This window comes from Rhizobium sp. BK289 (genome assembly GCF_014193575.1).
Classification (GTDB): Bacteria; Pseudomonadota; Alphaproteobacteria; order Rhizobiales; family Rhizobiaceae; genus Rhizobium; species Rhizobium tropici_C.
In genome coordinates this window covers 22,450-35,418 of record NZ_JACHZO010000017.1, presented here as the reverse complement: position 1 = coordinate 35,418, position 12,969 = coordinate 22,450, and the positions used below count along the sequence as shown (strand labels likewise).

Here is a 12,969-nt window from a genome sequence, read left to right as displayed (position 1 = left end):
AGCTTTATCAGCCCTTCATCACGTTGACGTCTTCGACGGCGATGGAGCCGCGGTTACGGTAGAAGACGACGAGAATTGCAAGACCGATGGCAGCCTCGGCGGCGGCGACAGTCAAAATGAACAGAGCGAAAACCTGGCCGACGATGTCGTTGAGGAACGACGAGAAGGCGACCATGTTGATGTTGACGGCGAGCAATATGAGCTCGACGGACATCAGGATGATGATGACGTTCTTTCGGTTGAGAAAGATACCGAAAACGCCGAGCACGAAGAGGATGGCGCTGACCGTGAGGTAATGGGAAAGTCCGATGACCATGTTCTTGTTCCTTTGATCCTCGTGCCCCGCCTCAGACGCCCTGCCCCGGCTTGACCTTGACCACCTCGACGGCAGTCGCGGGCGTGCGGGCGACCTGTTGGGAAATGTTCTGGCGCTTGATGTGCGTGCGATGCTTCAGCGTCAGCACGATTGCGCCGATCATCGCGACCAGCAGAACGAGGCCAGCGATCTCGAAGAAATAGACGTAATTGGTATAGAGCACGTCGCCGAGGGCGGCGGTGTTCGTCCGGGTCGCCGGCGCCGGGATCGGCATGGCGACGGATTTGGCAATAGTGGGCGAAATCACACTGCCGCCGATGACGACAATCAGTTCGGCGGCGAGGATAATGCCGATCAGCGCGCCGATCGGGGCATATTCCAGAATGCCGGCTCTCAGCTCGGTGAAGTCGATATCGAGCATCATGACGACGAAGAGGAAGAGAACCGCCACGGCACCGACATAAACGACCAGCAGGATCATCGCCAGGAATTCAGCCCCCATCAACAGGAAGAGGCCAGCCGCGTTGAAGAATACCAGGATGAGGAACAGGACCGAATGGACCGGATTCCGCGCCGAGATGACCATGAACGCCGACGCCACAGCGACAAAGGCGAAGATATAGAAAAAAAGAGCCTGCAGACCCATGTTGGTGCCTTTTTCGTCTTCCCCCGGGCAGCCGGGAGTTTCCCTGCCCGATGGAGCTCGGCCGGACAATAGGTCCGGCAAAGCCCCGGTCTAGATTCAACCGCAACGGCGACAATCGTGGCCGCCTGTCACGGCATATTCAAAACTCCGCTCAGCGGTACGGCGAATCCATCGCGATGTTGCGCGCGATTTCGCGTTCCCAGCGGTCGCCATTGTCGAGTAGCCGCGCCTTGTCGAAGTAGAGCTCTTCGCGGGTCTCGGTGGCAAATTCGAAGTTAGGCCCTTCGACGATAGCGTCGACCGGGCACGCCTCTTGGCAGAAGCCGCAATAGATGCACTTCACCATGTCGATGTCGTAACGCACCGTGCGGCGGGTGCCGTCGTTGCGGCGCGGCCCGGCTTCGATGGTGATGGCCTGGGCAGGACAGATGGCTTCGCAGAGCTTGCAGGCGATGCAGCGCTCTTCACCGTTGGGATAACGGCGCAGCGCATGTTCGCCGCGGAAGCGCGGGCTGACCGGCCCCTTCTCGAAGGGGTAATTGATCGTCGCCTTCTGCTTGAAGAAATAACGCATCGACAAAAAGAACGCGCCGACGAATTCCTTGAGGAACAGCGAGCTGACGGCATTGGACAAACCGGCCATCTTAACCTCCAAAACTGCCAGAAGCGGGGAAAGACATCATCATGCCCATCCCGTCAGCTTCAGCACGAATGCAACGATAACGACCATGGCGAGCGACAGCGGCAGGAAAACCTTCCAGCCAAGGCGCATGAGCTGGTCGTAGCGGTAGCGCGGCACGAAGGCCTTGACCATCGCGAACATGAAGAAAACCAGGCACGACTTCAGCAGGAACCAGATGATGCCCGGAACCCAATTCAGGATCCAGATATCGATCGGAGGGAGCCAGCCGCCGAGGAAGAGGATCGTCGTCAGCGAGCACATCAGGACGACGGCGGCATATTCGCCGAGCATGAACATCATGTAGGGCGAAGAGCCGTATTCAACCATGAAGCCGGCAACCAGCTCCGATTCCGCTTCCGGAAGGTCGAAAGGCGGACGGTTCGTTTCAGCCAGAGCCGAAATGAAGAACACGATGAACATCGGGAACAGCGACAGCCAGTGCCAGTCGAGGAACGAGGCCGGCAGGCCGAGCTTGGTGCCGAGGCCGGTCTGCTGTGACAGCACGATATCCGTCAGGTTCAGCGAACCGACGCAGAGCAGGACGGTGACGATGACGAGGCCGATCGAGACTTCGTAGGACACCATCTGTGCCGCCGAGCGCAGCGCGCCGAGGAACGGATACTTCGAATTCGAAGCCCAGCCGCCCATGATGATGCCGTAAACTTCAAGCGACGAGATCGCCAGAATGTAGAGGATGCCGACGTTGATATCGGCGACGACCCAATTCTGCGCGACAGGCACGACGGCCCAGGTCGACAGTGCCAGCACCACGGAAACCAGCGGAGCCAGCAGGAACACGGTCTTGTTGGCGCCGGCCGGAATGATCGGCTCCTTGAACATGAACTTCAGCAAGTCAGCGAAGGACTGGAACAGACCGAACGGGCCGACGACGTTCGGGCCGCGGCGCAGCTGGACGGCTGCCCAGATCTTGCGGTCGGCAAGCAGAATGTAGGCGATGAAGATCAGCAGGCAGACCAGAAGCAGCAGAGACTGGCCGATCATGATCAGCGCCGGCCAGAGATAGGTCGAAACGAATGAATCCATAGTCCTCTGCCCTTACTCTGCCGCAACGCGGAAATTGTTGCGGGCCAATGCCGAGCACTCGGCCATGACAGCCGATGCGCGCGTTATCGGGTTCGTCAAATAGAAGTCTTTGATCGGCGAAGCAAATGCCGATTTGCCCATCGCGCCGGCTTTTTTCGCAAGTGCGGCAATTTGGGCGCTATCGCCTTCGGCAATCTCGTCGATCCCGGCGAAATGGGGGAAGGCTGCGTAGAGCTTGGCCCGCAATTCTCTCAGCGAATCAAAGGGAAGCTTCTTGCCGAGCACGTCGGAAAGAGCACGGATGATCGCCCAGTCCTCGCGGGCGTCGCCTGGTGCGAAACCGGCGCGGTTGCCCATCTGGACACGGCCTTCGGTGTTGACCCAGGTGCCCGACTTTTCGGTATAGGCGGCCGCAGGAAGGATGACATCGGCGTTCTGAGCGCCGTTATCGCCATGCGAGCCGATATAGACCGTGAACTTCGCGCCCTTGCGGCTGAAGTCAAGTTCATCTGCGCCCAGCAGGAAGAGGACATCCATCGACGATAGCATGGCAGCGGCGTTGACGCCCTTTGTGCCCGGCACGAAGCCGAGATCGAGGCCGCCGACGCGCGCAGCTGCCGTGTGCAGCACGGCAAAACCGTTCCAGTCTTCCTTGACGACGCCGACGGCGGTAGCGAGCTTGGCGGCATTTGCCAGAACCTCGGCACCGTCTTCGCGGGTGAGAGCACCCTGGCCGATGATGATCATCGGCTTCTGCGCATTCTTCAGCACATCGGCGAAGCTGTGCGAGCCGCTGACGAGATCGGCCAGCGTGTCCGGCCCAGCGCCGAGATAATCATAGGAGTAGCGAAGGTCGGCGGCTTCACCGATCACGCCGATCGGGAACTTGCCGCGGCGCCAGCGCTTGCGGATGCGCGAATTCAGCACGGCAGCCTCGAAGCGCGGATTGGCGCCAATGATCAACAGCGCGTCGGCGGCTTCAATACCCTGGATGCTCGGGTTGAAGATGTAGCTTGCACGGCCAAGCGACGGATCAAGCGCCGTCCCGTCCTGGCGACAGTCGAGATTTTCCGATCCCAGCGACTTCAGCAGCTCGCCGAGGGCATACATTTCCTCGACCGAGGCGAGATCGCCGGCGATCGCGCCGATCTTGCCGCCGCTGGTGGCGGAAACGGCCGACTTGATGGCGGCGAAAGCGTCGCTCCAGGTCGCCGGCTGCAGGCGGCCGTCCTTGCGGACATAGGGCTTGTCGAGGCGCTGCGTCTTCAGGCCGTCCCAGATAAAACGGGTCTTGTCGGAGATCCACTCTTCGTTGATCTGCTCGTTGACCCTCGGCAGAACGCGCATGACTTCGCGGCCGCGGGTATCGACGCGGATCGCCGAGCCGAGGGCGTCCATGACGTCGATCGATTCGGTCTTGTTCAGCTCCCACGGACGAGCCGTGAAGGCGAAGGGCTTCGAGGTCAGCGCGCCAACCGGGCAAAGGTCAACGACGTTGCCCTGCAGCTCGGAGGTCATTGCCTGCTCGAGATAGGTGGTGATTTCAGCATCTTCACCGCGGCCGATGAGACCGAGTTCGGAAATGCCGGCAACTTCCGTCGTGAAGCGGACGCAGCGCGTGCAGTGGATGCAGCGGTTCATCACGGTCTTGACGAGCGGGCCGATATATTTGTCTTCGACGGCACGCTTGTCTTCCTGATAGCGCGAGCTGTCGATACCGAAGGCCATGGCCTGGTCCTGCAGATCGCATTCGCCGCCCTGGTCGCAGATCGGGCAATCCAGCGGGTGGTTGATCAGCAGGAATTCCATCACGCCTTCACGGGCCTTCTTGACCATCGGCGTGTTGGTGAAGACTTCCGGAAGCTCGCCGTTCGGGCCGCCGCGGATATCGCGAACGCCCATGGCGCAGGATGCCTGTGGCTTCGGTGGGCCGCCCTTCACCTCGACGAGGCACATGCGGCAATTGCCGGCCACCGACAGTCGTTCATGGAAGCAGAAGCGCGGGACTTCGGCGCCGGCTTCCTCGCACGCCTGGATAAGCGTGTAGTGATCCGGAACTTCGATCTCTTTACCGTCAATCTTCAGTTTAGCCATCGTCCACTCAGTCCTATGTCACGTCTCCAGCCCGATCTGGCCGCAGACAATTTCATGATCGCAGACCGGATTGCCATCGGGGCGGCTCAAACGCCTGATAGCACCGGTTTGCTCACAATAAGCTTTGCCAAGCCTTGTCCCCGCAAGACCAGCTTTGCGATCGCAACATCGCGGGCATCCCCGCAATCATCCCAATCGCGTTCATTCACCCTCCCCGGCCACCGGATGCAGCCGAGGAAAACTCAACTCCGCCCTTTCGGCAGCAGCGCCTTCGCCTGGCCGACCCAGTCATCGCGCCGGATGCGACCATCGAAGCCGAGTTCCGTGTCGATCCGCTCGATATCGGCATCGCTCCAGGCGGCGATATCGGCGAAACGCCTGATACCACGTCCGTTCAGCACCTGCTCGAGCTTCGGGCCGACACCCGAAATACGCTTGAGGTCGTCAGCCTTTACCGCGGCCTTGCGGCTGCGAACGGGCGCCGGCTTTGCGGCTATCGGCGCCACCACCTCAGCCTTGGCCTTCCTCTCGGCAGGGGCCTTGCTCTTGGCGGGCGCCGTCACGATCTCAGCAGCGGCAACCGGCTTTGCTTCGGCCCTCTTTGCGACTGCCGGCTTCGGCTTGACAGCCGCCGGCTTCGAAACGACCGGCTTGGCGGCAGGCGATGCCTTGACCGGCTTCACCTCCCCTGCCCCTTCTTTCCTTGCCGTCGGCTCCGCAGCGGCAAGGACATCCTTCTCTTCGCCCGGCTCGGCGGCACGCTTGCTTGCCGCCTCGACCGCACCTTGAAACGCACCAAAGAACGCGCCGGCGATCTGTGATGTAACGCCGAAACCAATGGCTGCCGCAGCAGCGAACGCCGCTGCCGGATGCGCCATCAGCGGATGGATCGGCATGGCTGGCGAATCCCGCAGCATATCGGCGGCGATGCGGCCGAAATCGACCGATACGTGATCGGTCGCTCCGCTTCCCTGCCTGATATCCTTGATCTTCGCCATCATCGGTCCTTATTCGGCTGCTTCCAGCACCGCGCCGTGGCTCGTCGCATTGGCGGTGTACTGGTCGATGCGCTTTTCGATCTCCGGACGGAAATTGCGGATCAGACCCTGCACCGGCCATGCGGCGGCGTCACCGAGCGCACAGATAGTATGGCCTTCGATCTGCTTCGTCACCTGGAACAGCATGTCGATCTCGCGCTTCTGGGCGTTGCCGCGTGCCATACGCTCAAGAACGCGCCACATCCAGCCCGTGCCCTCGCGGCACGGCGTGCACTGGCCGCAGCTCTCATGCTTGAAGAAAGCCGAGATACGGGCAATCGCCTTGATGATGTCGGTCGACTTGTCCATGACGATCGCCGCAGCCGTGCCGAAGGACGACTTGACCTCGCGCAGGCCGTCGAAATCCATCGGGCAGTCGATGATATCGGCGGCCGGAACGACCGGGCACGATGCGCCGCCGGGGATGACGGCCAGCAGATTGTCCCAGCCGCCGCGAATACCGCCGCCATGCTTTTCGACCAGCTCGCGGAACGTGATGCCCATCGTCTCCTCAACCGTGCAGGGACGGTTGATGTGGCCGGAGAGCATGAACAGCTTCGTGCCGACATTGTTCGGACGGCCGAAAGAGGAGAACCAGCCGGCGCCGCGACGCAGGATCGTCGGGGCAACGGCGATGGATTCGACGTTGTTGACGGTGGTCGGGCAGCCGTAGAGACCCATATTGGCCGGGAATGGCGGCTTCAGGCGTGGCTGGCCTTTCTTGCCTTCCAGGCTTTCGAGCAGCGCGGTTTCCTCGCCGCAGATGTAAGCGCCTGCGCCATGATGAACGAAAACATCAAAATCCCAGCCGAGCTTGTTGTTTTTGCCCAGCAATCCGGCATCATAGCACTCGTCGATCGCTGTCTGCAGAGCTTCGCGCTCGCGCATGTACTCGCCGCGAACGTAGATGTAAGCGGTATTCGCACCCATGGCGAAACCGGCGATGACGCAGCCTTCGATCAGCGTATGCGGATCGTGGCGCATGATATCGCGGTCCTTGCACGTGCCCGGTTCGGACTCGTCGGCGTTGACGACCAGATAATGCGGACGACCGTCGCTTTCCTTCGGCATGAAGGACCACTTGAGACCGGTCGGGAAGCCTGCGCCGCCGCGGCCACGAAGGCCGGAAGCCTTCATCTCGTTGATGATCCAGTCACGACCCTTTTCGAGGATTTGCTTCGTGCCGTCCCAATGGCCGCGCGACATCGCGCCCTTCAGAGACTTATCCTTGAGGCCGTAGATATTGGTAAAGATGCGATCCTGATCCTGTAACATGCTTCACCTCTTACCGCGGCTTCTTGCCGAAGACCTTGATATATTCCGCTTCGCCACCCTTAGCGAGTGCCTCAGCCTGCCTGACCCAATCGTCACGTTCGATCCGGCCCCTGAAATTCAGATAGCCATCGACCCAGCGGCGCTCGGCCTCATTCCAGCTCGCAACCTGTGCGAAGGTGAAAATACCGATTTCATGCAAGGTCCCTTCGATCTTCGGACCGACACCTGAAATGAGCTGCAGATTATCCGGCTGTGCGGGCTTTTCGATACCAGCCGGACGATCCTTGTCATCGAGCGAAGGCTTCTGGGCGCTGCCCGCCTTTTCCGATACAGCTGCGGACGCCGCGGTTCCCGAAAGCGGCTGCGTTTCAGCGGCCTTGGCATTCTTGGCTGCTTCCTTCGGTGCCGTTGCCGGCGTCTTCAGGCTCGTGTTGGTTTCCGCGTCCGTGCTCTTGGCATGGGCAGCTTCGGACGGCGGAACCGAAACAGCCTCGGCGGTCGTCTTGGCCTTGCCTGCTGCGCCCTTTGCCTTCGCCTCATCCGACAGCAAACTCGTCAGACCACCTTCGGGAGCGGAGAAAACGCGATCGATCTGCGGGCCGGTCGGAACTTCACTGCCCTTGCCTGCGGCGAACGCGTCGATGATTTCTTCGAGGCGTGCCGGCGTCAGATCCTCATAGGTATCCTTGCCGATCACCACCATCGGCGCGTTGACGCAGGCGCCCTGACATTCGACCTCTTCCCAAGAAAGCGTGCCATCGGCATTGCGCTCGAAGGCATGGTCGTTGATCCGGCTCTTGCAGACCTTGATCAGCCCTTCGGCACCGCGCAGCATGCAAGGCGTCGTGCCGCAAACCTGGACGTGGGCGCGCGTGCCAACCGGGTGCAGCTGGAACTGGGTGTAGAAGGTTGCGACCTCAAGCGCGCGGATATAGGCCATGTCCAGCATGTCGGCGATCGTTTCGATAGCCGCCTTGGTGACCCAGCCTTCCTGCTCCTGCGCGCGCATCATCAGCGGAATGATCGCGGACTGCTGGCGACCATCGGGATATTTCTTGATCGTCTTTTCAGCCCAGACCGTATTCTCCGCATTGAAGGCGAAGGCGGCAGGCTGGAATTGATCTTCGGCAAGTCGACGAACGGACATCTTTCACGCCTTATCTCAGTTTAGGGACCCACACCGCGTATTCGTCAGGGACGAGAATTCGCAGGCATAGGCCGACTGGTCTTTCTGCATAAACACAACAAACTTGCCACCGTTCGGCACAGCGGCCTTGATTTGATAACCACGGGAAAGGAGATCGGCGATCGTGGAATCCGCGCTCGCCTGTACCTCACTTCCACCTTTTGCAGACTTCCCGCCGATTGCGGTCGAACCCTGCATATTGATGTTCGGCAGGGCCTGTGTGTTGCCCGTCTGCTGGGCCGAAACGCCGCAGGCAAACAAGACCACAGGGATAGCAACCTGCCAGGCTCGCATCAGCGATCCACCTCACCGAACACGATGTCGAGCGAACCAAGCACCGCGGCGACGTCGGCGAGCTGATGGCCGCGGCACATGAAGTCCATGGCCTGCAGATGCGCATAGCCCGGCGCACGGATCTTGCAGCGATAGGGCTTGTTGGAGCCGTCGGAGACGAGATAGACGCCGAACTCGCCCTTCGGCGCTTCGACAGCCGCGTAAACCTCGCCCGCCGGCACGTGATAGCCTTCGGTGTAGAGCTTGAAGTGGTGGATCAACGCTTCCATCGAACGCTTCATCTCGCCGCGTTTCGGCGGCACGACCTTGCCGTCGAGCGAGGAGACCGGTCCGACCCTGGCATCGCCCAGCAGACGATTGACGCACTGCTTCATGATGCGGACGGCTTCGCGCATTTCGATCATGCGGATGAGGTAACGGTCGTAGCAATCGCCGTTCTTGCCGATCGGAATGTCGAATTCGAGATCGGAATAGCATTCATAGGGCTGCGCCTTGCGCAGGTCCCATGCGGCGCCCGAGCCGCGGACCATCACGCCGGAGAAGCCCCAGGCCCAACAGTCTTCCAGCGAGACCACGCCGATATCGACGTTACGCTGCTTGAAGATACGGTTGCCGGTCAGAAGGTCGTCGATATCGTCGAGCGCCTTCAGGAAGGGATCGCACCAGTCGCCGATATCCTGCACGAGCTTTTCGGGGAGATCCTGGTGAACACCACCCGGACGAATGTAGGCTGCGTGCATGCGAGAGCCGGAGGCGCGCTCATAGAACACCATCAGCTTTTCGCGCTCTTCGAAGCCCCACAGCGGCGGCGTCAGCGCGCCGACGTCCATGGCCTGCGTCGTGACATTGAGAAGATGCGACAGGATGCGGCCGATTTCCGAATAGAGCACGCGGATCAGCTGGCCACGGATCGGGATATCGATGCCGAGCAGCTTTTCAACGGCGAGCGCATAGGCGTGTTCCTGATTCATCGGCGCCACGTAGTCGAGGCGGTCGAAATAAGGAACGGCCTGAAGATAGGTCTTCGATTCGATCAGCTTTTCAGTGCCGCGATGCAGCAGGCCGATATGCGGATCGACGCGTTCCACAATTTCGCCGTCCAATTCGAGGACAAGACGCAAAACGCCGTGCGCAGCCGGATGCTGCGGACCGAAATTGATGTTGAAGTTGCGAACGTTATGTTCTGTCATTGCAATGCGCTCCGCTTATTGCAGGCATTAGCCACTAGGCAATAGGCAATAGTGTAACCGTTAGCTCTCATATCCATGTCGTTCGTCCTGCAGCCGGCGGATAAGGGAACGCAGCATCCTTCCGATTTCGTCACTCATCGATATCGCCGACCCAACTTGCTCCAGGGTGACGACGCCTACTCGCGTCGAAATTATCAGATGCGTCTCCAACTCCTTCAGCGAACCTTGTGCAATCTTCAGATGATGGACATAAGCTCCTGTCGCTTCGCGCCCATAACCTTCCGCGATATTTGCCGCGATCGATACGGATGCACGCCGTATTTTGCGAGACCAGGCCGTAAATCTCTTCCTTCGGAAATTCCTTAGTCAGAGCATAACATTCTACAGCAAGATCCATGGCGCGCTGCCACACCGTAAGGTCCTGATAGGAATTAATCGCCGTTTGCCATTCTCCTATTGCCTATTGGCTACTGCCTATTGCCTCAGCTTACTGCTTCGCCTTTTCGTCGCCTGGCAGCACGTAATCCGTGCCTTCCCAAGGAGATAAAAAGTCGAAATTGCGGAATTCCTGCTTCAGTTCCACTGGCTCATAGACGACGCGCTTGGCGGCATCATCGTAGCGGACTTCGACGAAACCGGTCGTCGGGAAGTCCTTGCGCAGCGGGTGACCTTCGAAACCATAATCGGTCAGGATACGGCGCAGATCCGGGTGTCCGGTGAAAAGAACGCCGTACATGTCCCAGGTTTCGCGCTCGAACCAATCGGCGCCGGGAAAAAGGCCACAAGCAGAGGGTATAGGCTGATCCTCGCCGACAGGAACCTTGACGCGGATGCGCAGGTTCTTCTTCGGCGAAAGAAGATGGTAGACGACATCGAAGCGCTCGGCGCGCTGCGGCCAGTCCACGCCACAGATATCCGTGATGTTGACGAAACCGCATTTGGCGTCGTCACGCAGGAAGGTCAGCAGGGCGATAACGTTTTCGGCCGTCGTCGTCACATTCAACTCGCCGTACTTGATCTCGCTCGATGAGATCAGGGCGCCGCGAACTTCCGTCAGATAAGCCGCGAGTTCGTTCAGGGCTTCACTCATGATACCTGTCCCCTGCCTTACCGTTCGATCGTGCCGGTGCGCCGGATTTTCTTCTGCAGCAGAAGCACGCCGTAAAGCAGCGCCTCTGCCGTGGGAGGACAGCCCGGAATGTAAATATCGATCGGCACCACACGGTCGCAGCCGCGCACGACGGAATAGGAATAGTGATAATAGCCGCCACCGTTGGCGCAGGAGCCCATCGAGATGACGTAGCGCGGCTCGGGCATCTGGTCGTAAACCTTGCGGAGTGCGGGCGCCATCTTGTTGGTGAGCGTGCCGGCGACGATCATGACGTCGGACTGGCGCGGCGAGGCACGCGGCGCAAAACCGAAGCGCTCGACGTCGTAACGCGGCATGGAAACCTGCATCATTTCGACAGCGCAGCAGGCGAGACCAAACGTCATCCACATCAGGGAGCCGGTGCGGGCCCAGTTGATCAGCTCGTCGGTGGAGGTGACCAGAAAGCCCTTGTCGGCGAGTTCGTTGTTGATCTCGCCGAAGAACGGATCGTTGCTGCCGACTGGCCTACCGGTCGCGGGATCGATGATCCCCTTCGGCTGCGGCGCTACGAGCGTCGTGTTGCTTGGGGCTACTCCCATTCCAGGGCTCCCTTCTTCCATTCATAGATAAAGCCGATGGTCAGCACCAGCAGGAACACCATCATCGACCAGAAGCCGAACCAGCCGATCGCGCCGAAGGAGACGGCCCACGGGAAGAGGAAGGCGACTTCCAGATCGAAGATGATGAAGAGAATCGATACCAGGTAGAAGCGGATATCGAACTTCATGCGGGCGTCATCGAATGCATTGAAGCCGCATTCATAGGCCGACAGCTTTTCCGAGTCAGGCGCCTTGAAGGCGACGGCAAACGGCGTAATCAACAGCGCCAGGCCAATCACCAGGGCAATACCAATGAAAATCGCTATCGGAATATAGGAACTGAGCAGTCCAGTCATCATGTCCATCCCTGCTTGCGGTCAGCGCCGGGGCGGCGCATCTGAGCAAATGCCCAGCAAGCGAAAGAGCGTTGCAACAGAGCCGTGGTTAGCGCAGGCGGAGCGCGCGCGCAAGCCTTTTGAATCTGTCGTTCGAGGTCCTGTCGAGCGGTTGATATCAATATGTTGCGACGACAACGCGACAAATTGGCGCAAACGCGAAAAGGCTCTTTCGCAATCGCAATAAAATGATGTTTGATTGTAATGGCTTGGAGAGAATGGCGCGAGTGACGGGGCTCGAACCCGCGACCTCCGGCGTGACAGGCCGGCACTCTAACCGACTGAGCTACACCCGCGCATTGCTTGGCCTTTCGGCGCGGTGCCAGATCCGGAATTTACCTTGAAATGGCGCGAGTGACGGGGCTCGAACCCGCGACCTCCGGCGTGACAGGCCGGCACTCTAACCGACTGAGCTACACCCGCATTTCATTTCAAGCATTCCGGATGCTTTCGCACCCATCAAAGCGGCCCTCGCCGTTCGATGAGCGGCTAACTACGGGGTTCGTGTTTGGGTGTCAAGCAGGTTTGAATACAAATCGATGACAGAGTGTGAATTGTTATCGACAAGCCTGTCCGTAATTTTCCGTTCCGTCGATTTGGCATGGCAGGTTCCCGCCTCATGCATTTCATCGGCACCTGATATGCACCGCATTGATCGGCATGTCTTCACATTTATGGATGTGGATGACGGGTGGCCAAAGATGCGCAAAATCCAAAAAAATCAAAAAATCTTCACAAACACTCTTGCGGTTTTTCCCCGTTCCGCATAGATCACGGCCACCGAACGCGGCGGGCCGATGACCCGCTTCGCAGAAGGGCGATTAGCTCAGTTGGTAGAGCGCCTCGTTTACACCGAGGATGTCGGGAGTTCGAGTCTCTCATCGCCCACCACTCCCTCTCGAATTCAATCAGCGATTTTTTCAGATCGGAACGATGCTTTTCGTGTCCGAACGGCGGTTTTTCGTGTCCGGTTAAGTGCAGCTCAGTAATTGCCGAAAATAACGACTGCCAGAAGCACGGCGGAAACAAGTACAAGGGCTGCGATGATCATCAGCAGCTCCTTCAGCATGAACCTTTCCATCCTGCTGTCATCCATGATGTTTGCTCCCGGCAAACCGTTA

13 protein-coding genes, 3 tRNA genes and 1 pseudogene are annotated in these 12,969 nt (G+C 59.4%); 1 reads left to right on the top strand and 16 read right to left on the bottom strand.

All coding sequences use genetic code 11. From position 1 onward, the window contains the following. Positions 1–7: 7 nt before the first annotated feature. The 16 genes and pseudogenes from nuoK to FHT84_RS26010 form a co-directional block, all read right to left on the bottom strand. Positions 8–316, bottom strand: coding sequence for an NADH-quinone oxidoreductase subunit NuoK (gene nuoK / locus FHT84_RS26085; protein ID WP_007689961.1), 309 nt, complete (start codon positions 314–316; stop codon positions 8–10). Between the two features lie 31 nt (positions 317–347). Next, a complete protein-coding gene (locus FHT84_RS26080; protein ID WP_112344211.1) occupies positions 348–962 on the bottom strand; it encodes an NADH-quinone oxidoreductase subunit J in 615 nt (204 codons plus the stop codon). Positions 963–1,113: 151 nt separating this feature from the next. Continuing rightward, a complete protein-coding gene (nuoI, locus tag FHT84_RS26075) occupies positions 1,114–1,605 on the bottom strand; it encodes an NADH-quinone oxidoreductase subunit NuoI (RefSeq protein WP_004122484.1) in 492 nt (163 codons plus the stop codon). Positions 1,606–1,644: 39 nt separating this feature from the next. Beyond that, positions 1,645–2,688: an NADH-quinone oxidoreductase subunit NuoH gene (gene nuoH, locus FHT84_RS26070; RefSeq protein ID WP_113250594.1), complete on the bottom strand. Its 1,044-nt coding sequence runs from the start codon at positions 2,686–2,688 to the stop codon at positions 1,645–1,647. A 12-nt stretch (positions 2,689–2,700) separates the two neighbouring features. Beyond that, on the bottom strand, positions 2,701–4,782 hold the full coding sequence (gene nuoG, locus FHT84_RS26065; protein WP_113250595.1) for an NADH-quinone oxidoreductase subunit NuoG: 2,082 nt from the start codon (positions 4,780–4,782) through the stop codon (positions 2,701–2,703). A 242-nt stretch (positions 4,783–5,024) separates the two neighbouring features. Beyond that, positions 5,025–5,780, bottom strand: a complete 756-nt coding sequence (locus tag FHT84_RS26060) for a 5' DNA nuclease (protein WP_113250756.1) — start codon at positions 5,778–5,780, stop codon at positions 5,025–5,027. Between the two features lie 9 nt (positions 5,781–5,789). Continuing rightward, positions 5,790–7,094 carry an NADH-quinone oxidoreductase subunit NuoF gene (gene nuoF, locus FHT84_RS26055; RefSeq protein WP_113250596.1) on the bottom strand — a complete coding sequence of 435 codons (1,305 nt, stop codon included), beginning with the start codon at positions 7,092–7,094 and terminating at the stop codon, positions 5,790–5,792. Positions 7,095–7,104: 10 nt separating this feature from the next. Further along, the gene (locus FHT84_RS26050) at positions 7,105–8,241 is read right to left on the bottom strand and encodes an NADH-quinone oxidoreductase subunit E (RefSeq protein ID WP_113250597.1); all 1,137 of its coding nucleotides are present in this window, start codon (positions 8,239–8,241) and stop codon (positions 7,105–7,107) included. Between the two features lie 15 nt (positions 8,242–8,256). Continuing rightward, positions 8,257–8,574, bottom strand: coding sequence for a hypothetical protein (locus FHT84_RS26045; RefSeq protein WP_113250598.1), 318 nt, complete (start codon positions 8,572–8,574; stop codon positions 8,257–8,259). Beyond that, positions 8,574–9,764 (bottom strand): NADH-quinone oxidoreductase subunit D, encoded by a 1,191-nt coding sequence (locus FHT84_RS26040; RefSeq protein ID WP_113250599.1) that lies wholly within the window; start codon positions 9,762–9,764, stop codon positions 8,574–8,576. The genes FHT84_RS26045 and FHT84_RS26040 overlap by 1 nt, the downstream gene beginning before the upstream one ends. Before the next feature lie 60 nt (positions 9,765–9,824). After that, a pseudogene (locus FHT84_RS26035) lies at positions 9,825–10,161 on the bottom strand (four helix bundle protein). 90 nt (positions 10,162–10,251) lie between these two features. Next, positions 10,252–10,854 (bottom strand): NADH-quinone oxidoreductase subunit C, encoded by a 603-nt coding sequence (locus FHT84_RS26030; protein WP_113250600.1) that lies wholly within the window; start codon positions 10,852–10,854, stop codon positions 10,252–10,254. 17 nt (positions 10,855–10,871) lie between these two features. Further along, a complete protein-coding gene (locus FHT84_RS26025) occupies positions 10,872–11,453 on the bottom strand; it encodes an NADH-quinone oxidoreductase subunit B (RefSeq protein WP_015339504.1) in 582 nt (193 codons plus the stop codon). Continuing rightward, positions 11,444–11,809 carry an NADH-quinone oxidoreductase subunit A gene (locus tag FHT84_RS26020; RefSeq protein WP_112344271.1) on the bottom strand — a complete coding sequence of 122 codons (366 nt, stop codon included), beginning with the start codon at positions 11,807–11,809 and terminating at the stop codon, positions 11,444–11,446. The genes FHT84_RS26025 and FHT84_RS26020 overlap by 10 nt, the downstream gene beginning before the upstream one ends. A 258-nt stretch (positions 11,810–12,067) precedes the next feature. Then, a tRNA-Asp gene (locus FHT84_RS26015) sits at positions 12,068–12,144 on the bottom strand. Positions 12,145–12,194: 50 nt separating this feature from the next. Beyond that, positions 12,195–12,271 (bottom strand) — tRNA-Asp (locus tag FHT84_RS26010). Positions 12,272–12,663: 392 nt separating this feature from the next. Here FHT84_RS26010 and FHT84_RS26005 point away from each other — a divergent pair. Next, positions 12,664–12,739: transfer RNA gene (locus FHT84_RS26005), tRNA-Val, on the top strand. The last annotated feature ends 230 nt before the right edge of the window (positions 12,740–12,969 follow it).

Bases quoted from the DNA above. Each gene is read 5' to 3' on its own strand.
- nuoK (WP_007689961.1), bottom strand. From the start codon at position 316: ATGGTCATCGGACTTTCCCATTACCTCACGGTCAGCGCCATCCTCTTC.
- FHT84_RS26080 (WP_112344211.1), bottom strand. From the start codon at position 962: ATGGGTCTGCAGGCTCTTTTTTTCTATATCTTCGCCTTTGTCGCTGTG.
- nuoI (WP_004122484.1), bottom strand. From the start codon at position 1,605: ATGGCCGGTTTGTCCAATGCCGTCAGCTCGCTGTTCCTCAAGGAATTC.
- nuoH (WP_113250594.1), bottom strand. From the start codon at position 2,688: ATGGATTCATTCGTTTCGACCTATCTCTGGCCGGCGCTGATCATGATC.
- nuoG (WP_113250595.1), bottom strand. From the start codon at position 4,782: ATGGCTAAACTGAAGATTGACGGTAAAGAGATCGAAGTTCCGGATCAC.
- FHT84_RS26060 (WP_113250756.1), bottom strand. From the start codon at position 5,780: ATGGCGAAGATCAAGGATATCAGGCAGGGAAGCGGAGCGACCGATCAC.
- nuoF (WP_113250596.1), bottom strand. From the start codon at position 7,094: ATGTTACAGGATCAGGATCGCATCTTTACCAATATCTACGGCCTCAAG.
- FHT84_RS26050 (WP_113250597.1), bottom strand. From the start codon at position 8,241: ATGTCCGTTCGTCGACTTGCCGAAGATCAATTCCAGCCTGCCGCCTTC.
- FHT84_RS26045 (WP_113250598.1), bottom strand. From the start codon at position 8,574: ATGCGAGCCTGGCAGGTTGCTATCCCTGTGGTCTTGTTTGCCTGCGGC.
- FHT84_RS26040 (WP_113250599.1), bottom strand. From the start codon at position 9,764: ATGACAGAACATAACGTTCGCAACTTCAACATCAATTTCGGTCCGCAG.
- FHT84_RS26030 (WP_113250600.1), bottom strand. From the start codon at position 10,854: ATGAGTGAAGCCCTGAACGAACTCGCGGCTTATCTGACGGAAGTTCGC.
- FHT84_RS26025 (WP_015339504.1), bottom strand. From the start codon at position 11,453: ATGGGAGTAGCCCCAAGCAACACGACGCTCGTAGCGCCGCAGCCGAAG.
- FHT84_RS26020 (WP_112344271.1), bottom strand. From the start codon at position 11,809: ATGACTGGACTGCTCAGTTCCTATATTCCGATAGCGATTTTCATTGGT.